At 39.0% G+C, this 19,668-nt stretch carries 20 protein-coding genes and 1 other annotated feature; of the genes, 10 read left to right on the forward strand and 10 right to left on the reverse strand.

The genetic code is table 11. From position 1 onward, the window contains the following. Nucleotides 1-27 precede the first annotated feature (27 nt). Nucleotides 28-960: a ribonuclease Z gene (gene rnz / locus Q4550_RS04900; RefSeq protein WP_303530755.1), complete on the forward strand. Its 933-nt coding sequence runs from the start codon at nucleotides 28-30 to the stop codon at nucleotides 958-960. A gap of 30 nt (nucleotides 961-990) precedes the next feature. Here the strand turns inward: rnz and namA are convergent, their stop codons facing one another. Continuing rightward, entirely contained in the window at nucleotides 991-2,010 is a 1,020-nt protein-coding gene (namA, locus tag Q4550_RS04905) for an NADPH dehydrogenase NamA (RefSeq protein WP_303530756.1), read from the reverse strand. 76 nt (nucleotides 2,011-2,086) lie between these two features. Continuing rightward, on the reverse strand, nucleotides 2,087-2,872 hold the full coding sequence (locus Q4550_RS04910; RefSeq protein WP_303530758.1) for a glycerophosphodiester phosphodiesterase: 786 nt from the start codon (nucleotides 2,870-2,872) through the stop codon (nucleotides 2,087-2,089). 152 nt (nucleotides 2,873-3,024) lie between these two features. Between Q4550_RS04910 and Q4550_RS04915 the strand changes: the two genes are divergently transcribed. The 3 genes from Q4550_RS04915 to Q4550_RS04925 all read left to right on the forward strand — a co-directional run bounded on the left by Q4550_RS04915 (nucleotide 3,025) and on the right by Q4550_RS04925 (nucleotide 5,430). Further along, nucleotides 3,025-4,641 (forward strand): M20/M25/M40 family metallo-hydrolase, encoded by a 1,617-nt coding sequence (locus tag Q4550_RS04915; RefSeq protein ID WP_303530760.1) that lies wholly within the window; start codon nucleotides 3,025-3,027, stop codon nucleotides 4,639-4,641. Nucleotides 4,642-4,710: 69 nt separating this feature from the next. Further along, nucleotides 4,711-5,097, forward strand: coding sequence for a DoxX family protein (locus Q4550_RS04920; protein WP_303530762.1), 387 nt, complete (start codon nucleotides 4,711-4,713; stop codon nucleotides 5,095-5,097). Between the two features lie 123 nt (nucleotides 5,098-5,220). Further along, nucleotides 5,221-5,430 carry a cation transporter gene (locus Q4550_RS04925; protein ID WP_303530764.1) on the forward strand — a complete coding sequence of 70 codons (210 nt, stop codon included), beginning with the start codon at nucleotides 5,221-5,223 and terminating at the stop codon, nucleotides 5,428-5,430. A gap of 52 nt (nucleotides 5,431-5,482) precedes the next feature. On the opposite strand, the gene Q4550_RS04930 is transcribed toward Q4550_RS04925, so the two are convergent. Both Q4550_RS04930 and Q4550_RS04935 read right to left on the reverse strand, forming a co-directional pair. Further along, on the reverse strand, nucleotides 5,483-6,118 hold the full coding sequence (locus Q4550_RS04930; protein WP_303530765.1) for an FMN-dependent NADH-azoreductase: 636 nt from the start codon (nucleotides 6,116-6,118) through the stop codon (nucleotides 5,483-5,485). Nucleotides 6,119-6,289: 171 nt separating this feature from the next. Next, entirely contained in the window at nucleotides 6,290-6,427 is a 138-nt protein-coding gene (locus tag Q4550_RS04935) for a hypothetical protein (RefSeq protein WP_194222070.1), read from the reverse strand. Nucleotides 6,428-6,684: 257 nt separating this feature from the next. Between Q4550_RS04935 and cls the strand changes: the two genes are divergently transcribed. Both cls and Q4550_RS04945 read left to right on the forward strand, forming a co-directional pair. Beyond that, nucleotides 6,685-8,130: a cardiolipin synthase gene (gene cls, locus Q4550_RS04940; RefSeq protein ID WP_303530768.1), complete on the forward strand. Its 1,446-nt coding sequence runs from the start codon at nucleotides 6,685-6,687 to the stop codon at nucleotides 8,128-8,130. A 285-nt stretch (nucleotides 8,131-8,415) separates the two neighbouring features. Next, nucleotides 8,416-10,464: a peptidoglycan D,D-transpeptidase FtsI family protein gene (locus tag Q4550_RS04945; RefSeq protein ID WP_303530769.1), complete on the forward strand. Its 2,049-nt coding sequence runs from the start codon at nucleotides 8,416-8,418 to the stop codon at nucleotides 10,462-10,464. A gap of 54 nt (nucleotides 10,465-10,518) precedes the next feature. Here Q4550_RS04945 and Q4550_RS04950 read toward each other — a convergent pair whose 3' ends face one another. Together Q4550_RS04950 and Q4550_RS04955 are read right to left on the reverse strand one after the other, a co-directional pair. Continuing rightward, the gene (locus tag Q4550_RS04950; RefSeq protein WP_303530770.1) at nucleotides 10,519-11,862 is read right to left on the reverse strand and encodes a sodium-dependent transporter; all 1,344 of its coding nucleotides are present in this window, start codon (nucleotides 11,860-11,862) and stop codon (nucleotides 10,519-10,521) included. A 72-nt stretch (nucleotides 11,863-11,934) separates the two neighbouring features. Continuing rightward, nucleotides 11,935-12,138: a binding site (T-box leader), on the reverse strand. Between the two features lie 113 nt (nucleotides 12,139-12,251). After that, the gene (locus Q4550_RS04955; protein ID WP_303530771.1) at nucleotides 12,252-13,898 is read right to left on the reverse strand and encodes a BCCT family transporter; all 1,647 of its coding nucleotides are present in this window, start codon (nucleotides 13,896-13,898) and stop codon (nucleotides 12,252-12,254) included. 140 nt (nucleotides 13,899-14,038) lie between these two features. On the opposite strand from Q4550_RS04955, the gene Q4550_RS04960 reads away from it, so the two are divergent. Then, nucleotides 14,039-14,362 carry an MGMT family protein gene (locus Q4550_RS04960; protein ID WP_303530772.1) on the forward strand — a complete coding sequence of 108 codons (324 nt, stop codon included), beginning with the start codon at nucleotides 14,039-14,041 and terminating at the stop codon, nucleotides 14,360-14,362. 51 nt (nucleotides 14,363-14,413) lie between these two features. On the opposite strand, the gene Q4550_RS04965 is transcribed toward Q4550_RS04960, so the two are convergent. Next, nucleotides 14,414-14,800, reverse strand: coding sequence for a DUF302 domain-containing protein (locus tag Q4550_RS04965; RefSeq protein WP_303530774.1), 387 nt, complete (start codon nucleotides 14,798-14,800; stop codon nucleotides 14,414-14,416). Between the two features lie 108 nt (nucleotides 14,801-14,908). Next, a complete protein-coding gene (locus Q4550_RS04970; RefSeq protein ID WP_194222063.1) occupies nucleotides 14,909-15,217 on the reverse strand; it encodes a MerR family transcriptional regulator in 309 nt (102 codons plus the stop codon). Between the two features lie 261 nt (nucleotides 15,218-15,478). Between Q4550_RS04970 and Q4550_RS04975 the strand changes: the two genes are divergently transcribed. Further along, on the forward strand, nucleotides 15,479-15,742 hold the full coding sequence (locus Q4550_RS04975) for an HPr family phosphocarrier protein (protein WP_303530775.1): 264 nt from the start codon (nucleotides 15,479-15,481) through the stop codon (nucleotides 15,740-15,742). A gap of 90 nt (nucleotides 15,743-15,832) precedes the next feature. Here the strand turns inward: Q4550_RS04975 and proC are convergent, their stop codons facing one another. Then, a complete protein-coding gene (gene proC, locus Q4550_RS04980; RefSeq protein WP_303530776.1) occupies nucleotides 15,833-16,663 on the reverse strand; it encodes a pyrroline-5-carboxylate reductase in 831 nt (276 codons plus the stop codon). 415 nt (nucleotides 16,664-17,078) lie between these two features. Here proC and Q4550_RS04985 point away from each other — a divergent pair, with 415 nt between their 5' ends. Together Q4550_RS04985 and Q4550_RS04990 are read left to right on the forward strand one after the other, a co-directional pair. Then, a complete protein-coding gene (locus tag Q4550_RS04985; protein WP_303530777.1) occupies nucleotides 17,079-18,047 on the forward strand; it encodes an MBL fold metallo-hydrolase in 969 nt (322 codons plus the stop codon). A 12-nt stretch (nucleotides 18,048-18,059) separates the two neighbouring features. After that, the gene (locus tag Q4550_RS04990; RefSeq protein WP_303530779.1) at nucleotides 18,060-18,851 is read left to right on the forward strand and encodes an SDR family NAD(P)-dependent oxidoreductase; all 792 of its coding nucleotides are present in this window, start codon (nucleotides 18,060-18,062) and stop codon (nucleotides 18,849-18,851) included. 248 nt (nucleotides 18,852-19,099) lie between these two features. On the opposite strand, the gene Q4550_RS04995 is transcribed toward Q4550_RS04990, so the two are convergent. Continuing rightward, complete coding sequence (locus Q4550_RS04995) at nucleotides 19,100-19,606, reverse strand: LURP-one-related family protein (RefSeq protein WP_303530781.1); 507 nt, start codon at nucleotides 19,604-19,606, stop codon at nucleotides 19,100-19,102. Nucleotides 19,607-19,668: the final 62 nt, after the last annotated feature.

The following is a 19,668-nucleotide window of genomic DNA, read 5'->3' on the forward strand; positions in this document are numbered from 1 at the left end:
TAAGAGACGATGAAAAGGAGGATTTAGATGGAAATCACATTTCTTGGGACGGGTGCCGGTGTTCCTTCCACAAAACGCAACGTCAGTTCCGCAGCCCTTCGATTGGATTCTGGAGAAGTATGGTTATTTGACTGTGGAGAAGCGACACAACATCAAATTCTTACTTCATCTATTACACTTAGTAAAATGACAAAAATTTTCATTACTCATTTGCACGGAGACCACATTTTTGGATTACCAGGCATCCTTGGGAGTCGCTCCTTTCAGGGAGGAGAATCAGAATTGGTTGTATATGGTCCCAAAGGATTAGCTGATTTTATTGATACAGCGATTCGGATTAGTGGCACCTACCTACGTTATCCGCTGCGTATTGTAGAAGTAGAGGACGGGGTTCAAGTGAATGAATCTCATTTTTCCATTAAGGTTGCTCTTTTGGAGCACGGAATCGATAGCTTTGGTTATCGCATTGAAGAAAGGGATAAAGCAGGTACGTTAAATGTTGAAAAATTAAAGGCTCTCGGCGTACAGCCTGGACCGATCTATCAAAAGTTGAAAAGCGGTTGTTCAATTAAACTGGAGAACGGGCAAACGATTCATGCGTGTGACGTGACAGGACCAACCATTAAAGGTAGGCACATTGTCGTTTGTGGCGATACAAGATTTACAGAAAAGACCATTGATTTTGCCAGAAATGCCGACGTTTTGATTCACGAAGCTACTTTTTCTGAGGCAAACACTAGACTAGCATATGAGTATTATCATTCCACTACAGTTCAAGCAGCTAGGATTGCAAAGGATGCTCGGGTGGAGAAACTGTTGTTAAATCATATTAGTTCTCGCTACCAGGAATCTGATGTTTTAGGACTGGTGGAAGAAGCGAGAAATGTTTTTGAAAATACCGATTTAATGATGGACCAGACAACGGTACATATTCCATTAAGAAAAACGAGCTCAACTTGAGCTCGCTTTATCTATATCTATTGCAACACATTAGTTCCAACCACGTTCATATTGTTTAGGAGCTTTTAAATCTCCTCCAAGTTCAGCTGCGGCAGTTCTAGCCCAATAAGGATCTCTTAACATTTCTCTAGCGAGTAAAACGAGATCCGCTCGTTCATTTTGAATGATCTCTTCCGCTTGAAGAGGATGGGTAATTAATCCAACGGCTCCAGTTGCAATGTTAGATTCCCTTCGGATTTGTTCGGCATGCTTTACCTGATAACCTGGGTAGGCTTGAATACGCGCAGGAACAACTCCACCAGTACTACAATCAACAAGATCGACACCTTGCTTTTTCATTTCGTCAGAAAAATAAACGAAATCCTCCATTGTATTACCTTCTTCATGGTATTCCTCAGCAGAAATTCGAACGAATAGTGGTCCGTCCCAAACTTCGTTTACTTCATTAATGGTTTCTTTTAAGAAACGATAACGGTTTTCTCTTGAACCGCCATATTCATCCTTACGTTTGTTAGTGAGTGGCGATAGAAATTCATTGATTAAATATCCGTGAGCGCCGTGTAGTTCAATCACATCGAATCCTGCTTCCTTCGCTCGTTCCGCTCCTTTTCTAAAAGCATCGATGGTTGCCTTAATTTGTTCGACTGTCATTTCTTCTGGTGTTTTCATCTCATCATTGAAAGGAATGGAAGATGGTGCAATAATCGGTCCATCGAGAACGGCTTTTCGACCTGCGTGCGCAAGTTGAATGCCAACTTTTGATCCCTGTTCTTGAGAAAGATGCACAATTTTTTTTAATCCTTCTATATGGTCATCACTCCAGATTCCAAGATCCTGTGGAGAAATACGACCTTGTTCTGTGATGGCTGCTGCTTCTGTGAAAATCAAGCCTGTTCCTCCTACAGCTCTGGAAGTGTAGTGAATATAGTGGAAGCTTGTGGCTTTACCATCCTGTGCTTCACATGAATACATGCACATGGGACTCATTACAATCCGGTTAGGGAAGGTGACATTTTTAATAGTATATGGTGTAAATAATGCTGAAGACATGCAATCGCTCCTTTATTACTTCTTTCGTAACCCTAAAAGTATAGCATGACCAAAAATAGATGTCGCAAATCTTGCTTTACTTTGTTACCACACTCCAGACAGTTTTCCACCATGACTTTTTTTGTTGAGGAATTTGTTTATTATGCATGATATTAAGCGCCAGGTCTGGGACGTCTGTCATAATTCCATCCACTTCCCAATCGAGGAATTGTCTTAGTCCTTTTTCGTCATTGACCGTATAAGGACGTATTTTAATGCCATGTGAATGCACTGCTTTTACGAGTGATGCATGGATGGATTTGAATTGCGGATGGATCGCTTTTGCTTTTAACTTCTTAGCATAATGCCATGGCTCATGTAAATTCCCCTTATAAAGAGGTGCTGTTTCTAATTTTGGCCATAATTTATGCACATCTATCAGCCGTTGGTGTTCAAAGCTAGAAATCATCGTATTTTTCTCAGAGCGATATTTCTTAATGAGTGGAATCGCCACTTTGGCAAGCTGTTCGTCGTCTTCTCGATAGTATTTTAATTCAATGTTTAACAAAACCTCTGGGTAGTCCGCTGCCCAGATCAAAACCTCTTCTAACGAAGGAATTTTTTCATGTTTAAAATCGGGAGAAAACCAGCTTCCCGCATCAAGTTTTTTGAGGTCAGAGAGAGTGGTTTCTGTCACAATCCCTTTTCCGGATGTTGTCCTTTTCAGCGTTCGATCATGAATAACGACAGGGATCCCATCTTTTGAAAGCTGAATATCAATTTCAATTCCGCCTGCTCCAAGATGAACAGCGCGTTGATAAGCACTTATTGTGTTCTCGGGGCATTGTCTACTTGCGCCTCTGTGAGCGAATATAATTGTCATTGTTCCCCTCATTTCTGCTGGTCTTTTCGGGTTTAGTATGTATAAAATATGATAAACGGAAAAAGAGTTCATAAAAGTCCGTCTATTCCCATTAAACCTACCAAAAACAGGTTGGATTTGCAAAAATAACAGACATATGAGGGGGCGATGTGATGGGGAAATGGCAAACGAAAGAAACCTTAATGTACTTACTATCCAGACTAGTTGAACATCAGAGTGTAACAGGATCATATCCGGAGGTAGCACTTGCTGAATATATTCACCTTCAGCTTCAGGATTTGGACTATTTCAAAGGAAATCCTAATATGCTCGCTCTTCATCCAACAAGTGATGGTCGCTCTTTCGTTACAGGACTTATTAAAAAAGGACGGTCTAAGAAAACGGTTATATTAATTAGCCATTTTGATGTGGTTGACATAGAAGACTACGGACAATTCAAAAATCTAGCTTTTAGTCCATATGATCTTACAGAAGAAATATACAAAAATATTGATAAAATGCCGGTTGAAGTTCAGAACGACCTTACAAGTGGCGAGTGGATGTTTGGGCGTGGTGTAATGGATATGAAAGCTGGCATTGCCCTTCAAATGAGTATGCTTGAAAAAGCAAATTTTGGTGAATTTGACGGGAATATTTTATTCCTTACTGTTCCTGATGAAGAAGCAAATTCACTTGGGATGATCGAAGCTGTTCCTGTACTTGTCGAAATGGCTAAACAGCATGATTTAATTTATACTGCCTGCTTAAATTCTGAACCTGTTTTTACAAATTATCCTGGTGACCAGAACTTGTATGTTTATTCAGGATCAATTGGAAAGCTATTACCTGGCTTTTTCTGTTACGGTCAAGAAACGCACGTTGGTGAGCCGTTCTCAGGATTGAATGCTAACTACATGGCTGCTGAAGTAACAAGAGAGCTTGAGCTTAACGCTGATTTTTGTGAAGTTGTCGATGGGGAAGTAACACCTCCGCCAACTAACTTAATGCAAAAGGATTTAAAAGAAGGATACTCCGTACAGATTCCGCATGTGGGTGTAACTCTTTTCAATGTTCTTGGTATGGAGAGGAGCATTCAGCATATTACAAATCAATTAATGGAGGCAGTCAAAGTTGCTGCCAAACGCATTGAAAATCACTATTTGGAGAAAGCTACAGCGTTCTCCATGCTCCAAAACTATGTCCCTGAACCATTCAAGGTTAACGTTCTGACTTATGAGCAGCTGCATCAACGTGCTGTAATGCTGTTTGGGGAGGCAGAAATTAAACGTCGGCAAGATTATATATCTGCCAATTTTAAAGATCTAGGCGATCGAGATCTTTCAACAAGAATGGTTTTTGATTTAGCCGCACTATGTAAAGATGATGGTCCGATGATTATCCTTTTTTATAATCCACCATTCTATCCGGCTGTATCTTCCAGGCATGATTCTTTTATTCAGGAAACCATTCATCGAGTGGTCGCTTATAGTTCAACTAAACATAAGGTGACGCTGAAACCTCAACATTATTTTCCAGGACTTTCTGATTTAAGTTTCGTCGGGCTTGAAAGAACGAAAGAAACAATCCAACCATTAATGAGCAACATGCCGTTATATGGTCAATCATACGAATTGCCTCTAGAAGCTTTAGAGCAGCTAAAAGTTCCCGTCATGAACCTTGGACCTAAGGGTAAAGATGCGCATAAATGGACAGAGCGGCTTGAACTCACCTATTCTTTTGAAACGCTTCATGAAATGCTTCCATATACAATTAAGGAGCTGCTTCGCTAAGCGTTTCCCTTCAACAAATGAAGGTGAGTTTGCTATCATGAAAGAATCGAAGTGAAAAGGAGATACTTTATGAAAAAAACGATTCGGATGATAGCCCTCGTCTTATTTGCTTTCTTCTTTATTTTTGCAGGATTTGCTCATTTTCTTCAGGGTGAAGGTTTTGCCGCAATGGTACCCGATTGGGTTCCGTTCAAACTCGGCCTCATTTATTTAACTGGAATCATAGAGATCGTATTAGCGATTCTTCTGCTTGTTCCTTCCACACGAAAACAGGCTAGATTGTGGACGGTCATATATTTAATCGCTATTTTTCCAGCAAATATTTATGCAGCAATTGCTGGCGTACCTGCTCCAGGGCAAGATGAAGCAAATCAAGTATTATTATGGGTGAGATTACTTTTCCAACCATTATTGATCTGGTGGGTATTCTGGGCCGCAGCTCAAAAAGACAGTTAGGGAATTTCCCCTGCTGTCTTTTGCTATAATTGAAAGTTCTAGCTTTAAATTCTATGACATAGTACTTTAACAAGAATAGGGGAAGAATAGAGTCAACTTAACAACTGGAGGGGTGAACAAGAAGTGGAAAAAACAACTTTGAAAATTAAAGGAATGCCTGGAGAAAATTGTATGGTGATCGTTCGGACTGCTTTACTAGAATTGAATGGAGTTTTAGCTGTAGAAGTTCATCTCAAGGAAGGAAGTGCTAAAGTAACTTATGATAAAAATGAAGTGTCTTCCTCAGATATACAGAAAGTAGTGGAAAAGCAGGGGTATGATGTGAAGGTATAAAAAACCAGCTGAAATTAGTTCTTCAGCTGGTTTTCGTAAATAAATATCGAGATTAGAATGTATGGGCAGTGTCTTTTGCACGAGCAATAGCATCCTGTTTAATTTCTTCTGCTTTATCTGGCATAGCATTATGACCTTCTACAAAGAGTCCTTCGTATTCTGGAACACCGTAGAATTGCATCATCGTTGTGAAGTAACGATGGCCCATTTCCATTTCAGCAGCGGGACCATCAGAATACACGCCACCACGTGCCTGGATATGAATGGCTTTTTTATCTGTTAAAAGACCTACAGGGCCATTTTCAGTATATTTAAAGGCTTTACCAGCCACAGATACAGAGTCAAAATAGGCTTTCATTACTGGAGGGAAAGAGAAATTCCAGAGTGGAGTAACGAATACATATTTATCTGCTTCAATAAATTCTTCACTTAATTCATTAAGACGCTTTACTTTTTCTTGCTCACTTGCTGATAGTTCTTCAAATCCTTTTCCTGACTGCAATTTTCCCCAGCCGCTGAACACATCAGCATCGATTTGAGGAATATGCTCACTATAAAGATCTATATGAACAACCTCATCGGTTTCATTTTCTTGCTTATACGTCTCTATAAATGCTTTACCTACTGCCATACTATAAGATTGAGTATCATCGTGTGGATGAGCAGTGATGTATAAAACTTTTGCCATTACAGATTCATTCCTTTCCTATTCGTTCCAATTATCTTGAATTGAGTTATTTTTAATTCAAGACAAATTATAAAGCAGACGTAAGATTGATTCAAGGAATTTGCCTCATAGTAATTAAATCAAGTCAAAGTCCTAAAAGCCTTGCTAGATGAGCAAGGCTTTTAGCAAGAATTATTTAGTTGGTGGCAGTTGAAATGGATTGCAGCTGATACATTTTCGAACGTCATCAGTGATTTTAAGAGGTTGATTCTTAGCTGAAGTTACAGAGGGAACAGAGCTTCCATCGAAATGAATTGGTTTACCATTCATTTAAACTCCTCCTTGTATGTGTTGCTTCTATTTTACTTTGAAAAAAGATGAAGTGGAATAGCTTTCATGTAATATAATTCAATATTTCTTGTTTCAACTAACAAGAGAAAATGGGTAAAATCATTTAATAACGAGATAAAATATGGAAAGGATTCACTTGTTTCACAATTAATCTTAATAACAGTTTAGAAATAAGGTAAACTTAAGGGATTAGAGAGTAAAATTTGTCATTGTGGTTAATAAAGGAGTTATGATTTATGCACATTATATCAATTTTATTAGGAATATTATTCGTTCTAAATCTTGGTTTTGCTGCGCTCGTTATTTTCCTAGAACGAAAGGATGCTGGGGCCACGTGGGCCTGGCTAATGGTCCTTCTTTTTATTCCTCTGCTTGGTTTTGTGATGTATTTAGTTTTTGGACAAAACCTTAGTCGAAGAAGATTATTTGATTGGGATAATATTAAAAAAGTAGGAATTGAGGATTTAATTGAGGAACAAGTTAGTGAGATCAAAAGCGGGATTTATCCATTTAGACATGAAGAAATTGCCAGACATAAAGATCTTATTTATATGCATCTTGTAAATGATGACGCAGTACTTACTCAGGATAATGCAATAAGCGTTTTTACAGATGGAGAAGAAAAATTTAACGCACTAATTGAGGATATTGGCCGTGCGAGTGATCATATTCACTTTCAATACTATATTTTTCAAAAAGATGATCTTGGTAGGAAGCTGGTAGAAAAGTTGACTCAAAAGGCACAAGAAGGTGTGAAGGTACGTGTTCTTTATGATGAAATGGGTTCAAGAAAAACAAGGAAGCGATTCTTTCGAGATTTAATTGCAGCGGGAGGAGAAGTGGAGGTGTTTTTCCCTTCTCGAATTCCATATGTTAATACTCGCTTGAATTACCGAAATCACCGCAAGCTCGTTATTATTGATGGGAAACTTGGCTATGTTGGTGGGTTTAATGTTGGTGATGAGTACTTAGGTTTAAATCCGAAGTTTGGGTATTGGCGTGATACACATCTACGAATAGAAGGAAGTGCAACGCTCGCTATGCAAACAAGGTTCCTCTTAGATTGGAATCATGCTGCTCGGAACAAAGTAGGTTATGAATCTTGTTACTTTCCTATTATCGAATCGATTGGAAAAGCAGGTGTGCAGGTCGTCAGTAGTGGACCAGATTCAGAATGGGAACAAATTAAAAATGGTTACATTAAGCTTATTACATCAGCAAAACGCACCATATTCATACAAACCCCTTACTTTATACCAGATGCAAGTCTGTTAGATGCTTTACGTATAGCGGCTCTTAGCGGGGTTGATGTGAGGTTAATGATTCCCAACAAACCTGACCATTTGTTTGTATACTGGGCAACCTATTCTTATGTAGGAGAATTACTGAAAGCGGGAGCTAGAATTTACATTTACCAGAACGGTTTTATTCACGCTAAAACCATTGCGGTTGATAGCGAAATATCTTCAGTAGGAACAGCAAATATTGATGTTCGTAGCTTTCGACTTAATTTCGAAGTAAATGCCTTTATCTATGATGAGGAAATCTCAAAGAAACTGGAGAATATTTTCATAAACGATATGAAGAAGAGTCAGGAACTAACAGAAGTGGGATATCTTGACCGCTCGCTTTGGATACGATTTAAAGAATCAATTTCACGCTTGCTTTCTCCAATACTATAAATTAGACATTAATAGAAATACGTAAAGGAGTGTGTTAACTAAACACGCTCCTTTTGTTATGTCTTTATGGGGTAAAAAACGAAAAAAGGACTGAATTGATTACATATAGCTACTTTTACCATTTGAATTGAACCATTCAAACGAATTGAATCGTCTAACTTATAGATAAAGTAAGCGTATATTTATGTGTTATGAAATTGTATTTATTTTCTAATAAGGAAAAAAGTCCTAATAAACCTATGTTATGATAGTTGGGAAGATAAGGAAATGTCGTGGGGGGCCTTTATGATTAAAGAAAAAATGAAGAAAACACATGTGCCATTTCGGCTGAATATCTTATTTCTTTTTGTTTTTTTATTGTTTTCTGTTTTAATCTTACGACTTGGTGTGATCCAAATTGTGCAAGGAGAAGATTTTGAGCGAATTTCAGAGCAAACAGAAAATGTGACAGCGAAATCATCAGCACCAAGAGGGAAGATGTATGATCGATATGGAAGAGTACTTGTTGATAACGAACCAACGTTTACATTAACGTATATCCGAAATCAGAACACGAAACAGCAGGAAAGAATTGATGTAGCTCGTAAGTTAGCAGCATACATAGAAATGGATACAGATAAAGTGACTGAACGAGATTTAAAGGATTTTTGGATTATCACGAGACCAGAAAAGGCAAAGGAGAAGTTATCGGAAGGAGAACGGAATGATCTTGATTCTAAAAAAGCATATCAATTGCAACTTGATCGGATTAAAGAAGAAGATCTTAAAGAAATAACGAGTGATCATGAGGAACTAAAAATAGCCGCGATTAAAAGACAAATGGATACTGGGTATGCGCTTTCTTCTCAGGCTATTAAAAAAGGATTAACGAGAGAAGAAATCGCAAAAGTGAGCGAGAACCTAGAAGAGCTTCCTGGAGTTGATATCTCACCAGATGCCGAACGTGTCTATCCATACGATGAAACGATGGAGACGATGTTTGGTAATCTAGGACAAATCCCTAAAGAATCTTTAGATGCCTATACAATGAAAGGCTACGACAATAATGATCTTGTGGGCATCAGCTATCTTGAGAAGCAGTATGAGGATTTATTAAGAGGGCAGAAAGCGATGAAGAAGTACGTAACGGATAAATCGGGCAAACCAATAGGTGAACCTGAGGTGACTCCAGGAAAAAGAGGGAATGATCTCGTTCTTACAGTAGATATAGATCTTCAGCAGAAGCTTGAATCGATTCTTGAAGAGGAATTAAGAAAAGCTAGAGCTCGTGGGAACCCATACGCTGATCGTGCGTATGCGATTGGAATGGATCCAGAAACGGGTGAGGTATTAGCATTTGGTGGAACAAAATATAGCTCGAAAGAAAATGAGTATATCGAGTATTCCTATGGGACCCTTTCAGAATCATATGAAATGGGATCAGCGGTGAAAGGTGCGTCCGTCCTAACGGGTTATGAAACGGGTGTGATTAGCCATGGAACAACTCTGTTCGATACTCCAATATCTATTCCTTCTACTCCAAAGAAAGCTTCATATGCAAACTTAGGGTGGGTAAATGATGTGGAAGCATTAGAAAGATCCTCCAACGTGTATATGTACCGAATCGCTATGATGATAGCAGGGTTTGATTATGTTCCAGACACAAGCGGGATTCCCTGGAATCGAGATGGCTATAATGCTGTTCGTTATCACTTTAATCAATTTGGATTAGGTAATAAGACGGGAATTGATATGCCAATTGAAACAACAGGAATCAATGGAGGCATTCAGCAAATTGGTAACTTAATGGATTTAATGATTGGGCAGTTTGATACGTATACCCCCTTGCAGATGGCTCAGTATATTTCAACGATTGCGAACGACGGGAAAAGAATTCAACCACACTTTTTAAAAGAAGTTCATGAAGCTTCAAATGTCGATGGATTATCGAATATTATCGTGGATCAGTTCGATACAAACGTAATGAATCGTATTCAAATGAGTCAAAGTGATATAAATCGAGTGCAAAATGGTTTATGGCGAGTAACGAATGCTACCAATGGTACAGCGACAAAGTATTTTAAGGGAGTAGATTTCACTCATGCGGGTAAAACAGGGACTGCTCAGGTGTCATTTGGTAGTGATAATCAGGTTAAGGGTTTTAATTTAACCTTTGTTGGCTATGCTCCTTATGAGGACCCTGAAATTGCCTTAGCTGTTGTAGTCCCTAGCTTAAGTAGTGATCGAAATGAATCAGTAAATAAAGACATAGCTAGACGATTATTTGAAGCTTATTTTGATCTTAAAGACGAACCAAAACCCGCTTCTCCTGGTGAAGAGGAAGATGCTGAATAACAGATTATGATATAACAAGAAAGCCTCACCAGATTGGTGAGGCTTTTACTCATACTACCAGATACCAAGGACATCTAACATGACGAACAAAATAAGAAGAGGTGCAACGAAGCGAATAAGAAAATACCACGTTTCAAACAATCCTTTTTTCAAGCCACTTCCACGTTTTAATTCCTCATAGAGTGCAGACTTCTTCATTTTTAATGGAACAAATAGTGAAATTAATAATGCTCCAATTGGTAACAAAACGTTACTTACTGCATAATCAGCTAAATCAAAAATCGTTTTATTAAATAATGTCGCGTCGCTTAAAACGCCGTATGATAGGGCAGATGGAATTCCAATAACAAAAATCGCAAGTCCGATAATCCATGCCCATTTTTTTCGTTTCTTAAGATCGCCTTTTGATATCACCGATACAATGATTTCAAGCATAGAGAAGGCGGAAGTTAATGCCGCAAATAAGAAAAGAACTAAGAATGCAATGAAAAAGAGCATGCCGAACGGTAATTGTCCAAAGACTGTCGGAAGGACATTGAACAATAGAACGGGACCAGCGCCTGCTTCAAGATCGAAAGCAAATACAGCAGGAAAGATCGCAAGACCAGCAAGCAATACAATGAAAATGTTCATGGCGACAATCGAGATCGCTGAGCGTGGTAAGCTCTGCGTCTTTGGTAAGTAAGAACTGTAAGTAACCATAACGGATACACCAACACTTAATGTAAAGAAAGATTGACCCATTGCTTCAAGTATGGTTTGTGATGTGACTTTTGAGAAATCGGGTTGAAGCAAGAATAAGATCCCGTCCATCGAACCTTCTAATGTTACCGCACGAATGACAAGAATAATAAAGAGAAGAAATAATGCAGGCATCATAATTTTACTTGCTTGTTCAATTCCTTTTTCAACACCTCTTGCTACAACAAGGATCGTTAAAATAATGAAAATAAATTGTGCGAATATGCTAATAAATGAATTCGAAATGGTCGTTCCAAAAACCTGAGCGTATTCGTCTGAAGATAGTCCATTTAACTCTCCTGACACAGCTTTATACAGGTAGGCAATAATCCAGCCCCCAATAACACTGTAAAAGGATAACAAGATGAATGAAGTAATCATGCCCATAATCCCTACGCGATACCATTTTGATTCAGGAGAAATGGTTTTATAAGAATCTACCGCATTACTTTGAGCTGTTCGTCCAATAGAGAACTCTGCAAGCAAAAGAGGGAGACCGAGAATTAAGGTGAATAGGATGAAGATCAGAAAGAAAGCCCCGCCTCCGTTCTGTCCTGCTGTATAAGGGAATTTCCAAATTGCGCCAAGACCGATGGCAGAACCTGCTGCAGCTAGGATAAATCCAAGTCTTGATGACCACTGTTCGTTTTGACTCATGCTGTTTTCTCCTTTCAATTTGTATTGAATGCTGATCACGCTATGCCACAAAAAAATCGTCCCTACGTTATCCGTAGGGACGATTGTTATCGCGGTACCACCCTGGTTGTGAGATGAACTCACCACTTCATAGTATAACGATCTTCACCGTCTTTTGCGATTGCAAAAGAAGCTCCAGAAATGAATTTCACGTCCTTTTATATACCGATTCTCACCAACCATCGGCTCTCTTCAATAGGGAAAAGGTAGCTACTTAGTTTCCTTCAAAGCAGTTCAATTATTTTAGAGTTATTCAATTTTTATCATGACCAATTGAAAGTGTCAACAAGAATTTAAATATGGAAAAATAATCAATATCATGTTTTGTGTTTGAATCGGGTGCCGAAAAGTTAGTCGTCTTTTTTATCGTCTTCAAAATGCGCGTCAATCGGCCCTTTTTGCGGCTTATTTTTCTTGCGGCGAATTGTTTGTAAAATCTTTTTGTAGTTTAATGAAAAAGTCTTGGGCTCATAGTGTTCAGAAGCTTTAATATCGGCTGTTGAAGCACGCATAAACGACCAACCTAGCATAATCATGATAAATAGAAGAGGAAACCCACCGACAATACTTGCGGTTTGGAGAGTTCCAAGTCCCCCAACAAACATCAGCACCAGTGGCATTAAGCAAAGAGCAAATGCCCAGAAGAGCCGATTCCAACGGAGGGGTTCATCTTTAACCTCTTTTTGGACAACGGAAGCGAGAATATAGGAGCTAGAATCAAACGTAGTCGCAAGAAAGATGATCGCTAACACAACAAAAACGAGAATCATAAACCATGATAGGGGAAGCTGAGCAATCGTTTCAATTATCGCTCTTGGTGCACCCTGGTCATTGAGTACGTTAATGACGTCGAATTCACCTGTTAACTGCATATGAAGTCCATAATTTCCAAGGATACCAAAGAATAATAAGCTGCCCAGGGTTCCGTAACTAATGGTTCCAAGGATCATTTGTTTAATAGAACGACCTCTTGAAATCTTGGCAACGAATAGCCCGACAAAAGGTGCGTAAACAAGCCACCATGCCCAGTAGAAGACGGTCCAACTCTCGGGGAATCCAGTTTTATCATATGGACCAAGAGCATTGAATGGCTCTGTCCATGTACTCATATGAAAGAAGTTATCTAACAATAAGCCGACACTGTTCGTTGCCGTTTCAACGAGAAACCGCGTCGGACCTACTATTAAAACAAAGAGAAGCAGAAAAATCGAGAGAACTAAGTTGATATCTGATAGCACCTTAATTCCTTTCTTTAATCCTGAGTAGGCACTAATAGCAAAAATAGCTGTGACCAGAAGAAGAATCATCGTCTTTAAGCCCATTGTTACTCCAATACCTGTCAGAGCATCGATTCCTTCAGCGATCATAGGAGTTCCAAGGGCAAGCGTGGTACCTGCTCCCCCAAGGAGTCCAAACATGAATAGAACATCAATAATAGTCCCTAAAGGTCCATCAACAAGGTTTCCGATTAAGGGTCTTGTCGCTTCACTTATTTTGAGAACGGGTTTTTTACGAACATAGTAGAAATAAGCCATAGGAAGAGCGGGAAGGGTGTAGATCGCCCATGCGATTGGTCCCCAGTGGAAGATTCCGTATGTACTTGCCCATAGGATAGCTTCTTCTGTTCCAGGCTCCAATCCAAACGGTGGTCCTTGATAATAATAGGCCCATTCGATCGTTCCCCAATATAAAATACTTGATCCTATTCCTGCACAGAATAGCATTCCTGCCCAAGAAAAATTATTGAATTCAGGACGTTCTCCTTCTTCACCTAATCGCACGCGTCCATTATCACTGAACGCGACATAGATCAAAAAGAAAAAAATACCGAGACCGACAATTAAATAAAGGACACCAAATTGGGTTGTAACAAACTCATTTGCTTTATCGACAAATTCCTTTCCACTCTCGGGAAAAAGCGTAAGTGGGACGGTAACGAGCAGTAATAAACTTAAAGCACCTAGAAAGGTAGGCCAATCAATTATTCGCTTATCCATTACATTTAAACTCCTTTGCAATAGCGGACTAAACTTAGTTTCTAGCACGAACATTTTTTTATACAACGCTTTTTATTTTTTGGAATTACGTGGTTTTGTTATAATAAGTGGATAGAAAGTTACATTAGAGGGTGAAGTATTTGGAGCCATTTACTGAGAAAGTCGTTTCGATTATTAGTAAAATCCCATCTGGTAAAGTGATGACATATGGACAAATCGCAAAGTGTGCGGGAAGTCGAAGAGGAGCAAGACAAGTGGTTAGAATTCTCCATTCAATGAGTCAGAAGTATAAACTCCCATGGCATCGTGTGATCAACGCAAAAGGGGAAATTGGTATCAAAACGGAAGAAGGCTCTATTGATCAGAAAATGTTGCTCGAAGGAGAAGGGATTGTCTTTCTTCCTAATTCAAAAGTTGATTTAACTGTCTATCGCTATGAGCCAGCTCTGCGAGACAATGGTTAATAAAACAAGAAGGTGTTTCTCGTTAGAGATACACCTTCTTGTTCAGTAATTCTATTTGCTTTTATCAATACATGAAACAAGGCGCTTTTCAATGTCAGAGCCAATATCGCTTAAGTTGTCATCACCCGTTAAATTTAATAATGTTGTTGGGTTGGGCATCCCGATTTTAGTTTGACCACCTTCTTCATATACAACAATTTTACATGGGAGAAAGTATCCAACTAATTTGTCTTCATTTAGAACGCGCTCAGCCTCTTTAGGATTGCAAACTTCTAGAACACGATAAGGTGTATGAAAGTCCATTCCTTTTTCTTGTAACTTAGCAGATAGATCGAAATCCCATAATACACCGAATTTTTCTGTCTGAAGTTCCGTACTTAAATCAGAGACTGCCTGGTCGACTGTTTTGGATGTTTCAACTGTGTAATGAAAACTCATTTAGAACAACCCCTTATAATAAATATCGTTATGCTTTATTGGTATACCCGGCATCGTATATTTTAAACGAGTCCATATGAAAAAACAGGCGTTTGTCGCCTGTTTTGTTTATTTCGTCATTTTGAAAGCGGCATTTAGTTGACCACGAATCATTTCATCTCTGATTTTATCTTTGTCTTTCTGCTTTTCTTTCTTATATAGCTTTTTGATTTCAAATGTTTGCATACCATCTTCAATTTGATTGGCGATATCCATTAATTTCTCTACATCCGTAAATGAAAATTTTCGAGTTCCGCCACCAGATCGTTCTGGCAAGATTAGTCCTCTTTCTTCGTAGTAGCGGATTTTTCGTAAAGATAGTCCCGTTAGTTCACTAACTGAACCGATTGGCAGAACTTTTTTATCTTTGTATGACATCTCCAGTCACTCCCTGTGGATATATTCATAATGCAGCTACCGCTACATATACTATTGAAGTCTTCTAAACTGGCAATCTACTATGATTATAGCATAGGCTCTAAAAGAAAATGCATCATATGTTAGAATACCTAACGTATGATATGTGTTATTCGCAAAGAGTGTGTGAGGAAAGGTGCCATAAGACTTGCGGTTAGCCAAAGAGGGTGTCAATATAGAAATGTGCAAACGGTTGTATATATTACTAAGGAGGATGTTGCAATGGTATATAAAGAAACCGTTTTGATCACAGGTAAAGTGACAATGACCTTTTTAATGGATTTTGTCAAAAGTGCGAACGAGTTTAGTAGTTATATTATTGTTGAAGTTGAAGGAAGACGATTAAATGCTAAAAGTATATTAAGTATGGGACGGTTAACAACTCATTTTGGGCCAATGAAAATTATTGCAAATGGACTCGACGGTGAAGAGGCTTTATATCACTTGAAAAAGAGGTGTGAAGTTGTTCAGAAGAAGAGTGTTTAAATAGATAAAGAGGGCTTTTAAAGTAATTAAAATGGCGCTCTATTTTTGTTTGCCCGGACATTGTACGAATGTCCGGGTTAGTTTAGCTAGTTATTTTTGTTTCTCAAACGCTTTTCCTAACTCTTCTGCTTTTTTAGTTGCGTCTGTAATACAAGACAATATTGCTCTTTCGAATTGATATTCCTTTAAAGAAGTTATGCCAGCTTGAGTTGTTCCTCCTGAACTTGTAATTTTTTCTCTTAATAAAGTTGGAGATTGATTAGTGCGACGGAGCATGTTTGCGGCTCCATTCATTGTTTGAAGCAGCAGCTCGCGTGCTGTATCCTTGTCTAGGCCATTTTGAATCGCAGCTTTTTCCATGCATTCAACCATATAGTAAAAATAAGCTGGCCCACTACCAGATAACCCCGTTACAGCGTTCATTTTATCTTCTGTAATCTGTACAACACTCCCGATTGTAAGGAATAAGTTTTCTGCAAATAACAGGTCCTCGTTCTTAGCGAAATGACCTGGAGAAATCGCTGTTGCGGATAATCCAATCATAGCTGATGTGTTAGGCATAGCTCGAACGATAGGTGTGCACGTTCCAATAGCCTCCTCAACATAAGAGGTTGTGATTCCGGCAAGTACAGAGATAATAAGATGGCGCTCATTAATATATGGTTGAATATTTTTTAAGGCAGTTTCTGCGTCAGCAGGCTTCATGGCGAGGATAATTACTTTATTGTTCTTTAATAACTGCTCTATGTTCTGTGTAGTTTGCACATTGTATTTGTCTTTAAGTTCTTCAAGGCGATCCAAGTTTGAGCGGTTCATCACAACAATTTGATTTGCATGAATAAATTTTTCTTTGATCATACCTTCGATGATGGCTTCTGTGATCGATCCGGCACCTATGAATGCGATGGTGTGTTTCTTCATCTTGCTCATCCTTCCATATAAAAACGCCCATTCGTCTTTATTTAAAGGACGAATGGGCGTTATCCGTGGTACCACCTTCATTTGATATCATAGCGATATCCTCAAGTACCCTGTAACGTGGGAAGCGGCTGTGTTTTCACAGCAGGCTCCGGGGCAGGTTCAAAGTAGGTGAAGTGAAGGAATTTTTCAGCCGGTGAATTCCTCTCTCTGACGCTTACCTAGTCTTTTACTAGTCCCGTTCAAAGCCAATACGTTCAATCTAATTTTACATAGTATGCAACGAACAGGGAGAATTGTCAATACCCATTGTCGGAAAATTCAAATTTAATTATCTTGCTATAATGACAAATAGAGGGAAGAGCGGTAGAATAGAATTAGTTCATGCAACGAAAGAAAAGTAGAGGTGGCGGGTAATTTGAATATAACGAAAGCTGACGTTCTTTCAATGACGGTACCAACACCATTTGCAGTTGGCCCTGTTAATTGTTTTTTAATAAAAGGAGATGTGCTGACGCTTGTAGATACAGGTCCGCGAACACCTGAGGCACAGCGAGAACTTAATGAGCAGTTGAAAAATTATGGTTATACGTTGGAGGATATTGAACAAGTAGTACTAACTCATCATCATCCAGATCACATTGGACTGGTGGGGGGTATGATGGAAAGAGGAGTACGTGTGCTTGGACATTGGAAAAATGATCGCTGGCTTCAAATGAGCGATTCTTTTTTGAAAGAAAATGATACATTTATGACAAGTATCTATCGAGAAGCGGGGGTGGCTGATCAGTATTTTGATCATGCTCGCGACACGCGTGATTATCTTGCTTTTACAGATCGAGCGAAGTGCGATATCCATCTATCTGAAGGGGATGCCGTGCCTGGATGTTCAGAATGGACGGTCATGGAAACTCCTGGTCATGCACAAAGTCATATTTCTCTATGGCATAAAGAAACAGGAACGATGATCGCTGGCGATCATCTTATTAAGAAAATCTCATCTAATCCGCTTCTCGAACCGCCCTATGTAAAAGGAACAGAGCGTCCAAAACCACTCATTCAGCAGCGTGATTCTTATCGGAAAACGTTAGATGCTCATTTGCAATATGTATATACGGGACATGGAGAGCCTATTTTAAATCCGGATGATTTAATAAAGGAGCGCCTAAGGAAGCAAGAAGAACGCTCTAATAAAGTAGCGTTGCTCTTGCAAAAACAGCCGCTAACTGCTTTCGAAGTATGTAGGGAATTATTTCCAGGTGTTTATAAGAAGCAAGTGGGCCTTACACTCTCAGAGACAATTGGTCACTTAGATTATTTAGAATCGGAAAATGTCATCGTGAAAATAAAGGATAAAGAACAAACTTATTATCGGTATAAGCTGTAAGAGGAGGAACTAATGAAAAAATTAAAAAACAAAGTAATCCTGATCACCGGAGCGTCAAGCGGTATAGGACGACAGCTAGCTGTTGACTTAGCTAGAAAAGGCGCTAAACTCATCCTCGTTGCTCGTTCCGAAGATAAATTAATGGACGTTAAGAAGCAAATCGAAGAAAGTGGAGCATACCCTCCAGCTGTATGGAGCCTGGATGTAGGTGACCGTAAGCGGGTTGATCAACTATTGCCTTCTTTGCTGAAGGAAATGCCACCTATAGACGTATTAATTAATAATGCGGGATTTGGGAAATTCGATGCTTTTGTAGATGCAGATATGAAAGATATTGAAGCAATGTTTGATGTGAACGTATTGGGACTGATGCGCTTTACATCTCATGTGCTGCCTCGGATGATTGCAAAAAGACAGGGACACATTGTTAACGTAGCATCACAGGCAGGAAAACTTGCTACTCCAAAATCCTCCGGTTATTCTGCTTCCAAGCACGCTGTGCTTGGCTTTTCGAATAGTTTAAGAATGGAAATGAAGGAACATAACATCTTTGTTACTACAGTTAACCCAGGTCCAATTAATACAAGCTTTTTTGAGACAGCAGATAGTAGTGGGACTTATATTAAGAATGTTAAAAAAATGATGTTATCTTCAGAGAAGGTATCAAAGGAAATCATAGCAGCTATTGAAAAGGGTCGACGAGAAGTCAATCTCCCAGGCTGGATGAACGTAGGGACAAAACTTTATCATACTGCCCCAGGCGTAGTTGAAAAAGTGGCGGGGAAGTTTTTTGATCAAAAATAATGAGTTGTTTGAAGAGCGCTTTTAAAGTGCTCTTCTTTTTTAAGTTTCCTTTTCTAGGAGCCGTTCGTTCATTTGCCCCTGCCTAAGGTTAAGTGGATCGAGGATGATGGGAATATAGGCACTAGTGGTGTTTTCATTAGAAAGAGCCACTCTTTCTTTCGTAGAGAGAAACAATATGCCCGCTACAGTGATGATTATTTGGATTATAGCTGACTATCGTGATTTCCCCTTTCTTTACTTCCTATTGGCTAAGTAGCTGCTCCGGCTACACTAACATTTTTTTGAAAGGCGTTCACGCCCATAATAATTGAAATCAACTCTTCTGCTAAAAGGTTACTTGACATATTCTTAAGTTCATAATTCGCTGATTCAAAATAGCTATTCGTTCTTTGAAAAGTAGCTACCTCACGATTGGAGTCATCGGTTATACTGTATGCTTTTGAAAATGCAGGTGACGTTATAGTGAATTTCTTACCGTCTTTGAAATAATGGAATTTCTTTGATAGAAAAGTAAAAGACATTTTCACGTAACCGAGTTCATCGCCGTTTTTTCTTCTAACTATCCATTTGTTAGCGAAAAACGTAAAGGCTCCCTCCATAGTAACGTCTCCATTGACATCTTCTATTTCGACTTTAGAAGAGAACGCGCTTCTAAGGTTAAGTGCCCCTACCATCTCGCGATCGCTATTGTAGATGTCTGTTCTTCCCGCCGAAAAAAAGTTATCCGAAAAAAATAATTGATTCATACTAATCATCACTCCCTCCTCCATTTATACGATTAATACAGTAGAGAAGTTTCGGAATAACCTAGCTTATT

It is taken from the genome of Anaerobacillus sp. 1_MG-2023 (assembly GCF_030547345.1).
Classification (GTDB): Bacteria; Bacillota; Bacilli; order Bacillales; family Guptibacillaceae; genus Guptibacillus; species Guptibacillus hwajinpoensis_B.

Excerpts from the sequence above, each read along its gene's own strand:
- Q4550_RS04995 (WP_303530781.1), bottom strand. The coding sequence starts at position 19,606 with ATGATTAGTATGAATCAATTATTTTTTTCGGATAACTTTTTTTCGGCG.
- Q4550_RS04915 (WP_303530760.1), top strand. The coding sequence starts at position 3,025 with ATGGGGAAATGGCAAACGAAAGAAACCTTAATGTACTTACTATCCAGA.
- rnz (WP_303530755.1), top strand. The coding sequence starts at position 28 with ATGGAAATCACATTTCTTGGGACGGGTGCCGGTGTTCCTTCCACAAAA.
- Q4550_RS04910 (WP_303530758.1), bottom strand. The coding sequence starts at position 2,872 with ATGACAATTATATTCGCTCACAGAGGCGCAAGTAGACAATGCCCCGAG.
- Q4550_RS04935 (WP_194222070.1), bottom strand. The coding sequence starts at position 6,427 with ATGAATGGTAAACCAATTCATTTCGATGGAAGCTCTGTTCCCTCTGTA.
- Q4550_RS04920 (WP_303530762.1), top strand. The coding sequence starts at position 4,711 with ATGAAAAAAACGATTCGGATGATAGCCCTCGTCTTATTTGCTTTCTTC.
- Q4550_RS04975 (WP_303530775.1), top strand. The coding sequence starts at position 15,479 with ATGGTATATAAAGAAACCGTTTTGATCACAGGTAAAGTGACAATGACC.
- Q4550_RS04990 (WP_303530779.1), top strand. The coding sequence starts at position 18,060 with ATGAAAAAATTAAAAAACAAAGTAATCCTGATCACCGGAGCGTCAAGC.
- Q4550_RS04965 (WP_303530774.1), bottom strand. The coding sequence starts at position 14,800 with ATGAGTTTTCATTACACAGTTGAAACATCCAAAACAGTCGACCAGGCA.
- proC (WP_303530776.1), bottom strand. The coding sequence starts at position 16,663 with ATGAAGAAACACACCATCGCATTCATAGGTGCCGGATCGATCACAGAA.
- cls (WP_303530768.1), top strand. The coding sequence starts at position 6,685 with ATGCACATTATATCAATTTTATTAGGAATATTATTCGTTCTAAATCTT.
- Q4550_RS04930 (WP_303530765.1), bottom strand. The coding sequence starts at position 6,118 with ATGGCAAAAGTTTTATACATCACTGCTCATCCACACGATGATACTCAA.
- Q4550_RS04955 (WP_303530771.1), bottom strand. The coding sequence starts at position 13,898 with ATGGATAAGCGAATAATTGATTGGCCTACCTTTCTAGGTGCTTTAAGT.
- Q4550_RS04945 (WP_303530769.1), top strand. The coding sequence starts at position 8,416 with ATGATTAAAGAAAAAATGAAGAAAACACATGTGCCATTTCGGCTGAAT.
- Q4550_RS04950 (WP_303530770.1), bottom strand. The coding sequence starts at position 11,862 with ATGAGTCAAAACGAACAGTGGTCATCAAGACTTGGATTTATCCTAGCT.
- Q4550_RS04970 (WP_194222063.1), bottom strand. The coding sequence starts at position 15,217 with ATGTCATACAAAGATAAAAAAGTTCTGCCAATCGGTTCAGTTAGTGAA.
- namA (WP_303530756.1), bottom strand. The coding sequence starts at position 2,010 with ATGTCTTCAGCATTATTTACACCATATACTATTAAAAATGTCACCTTC.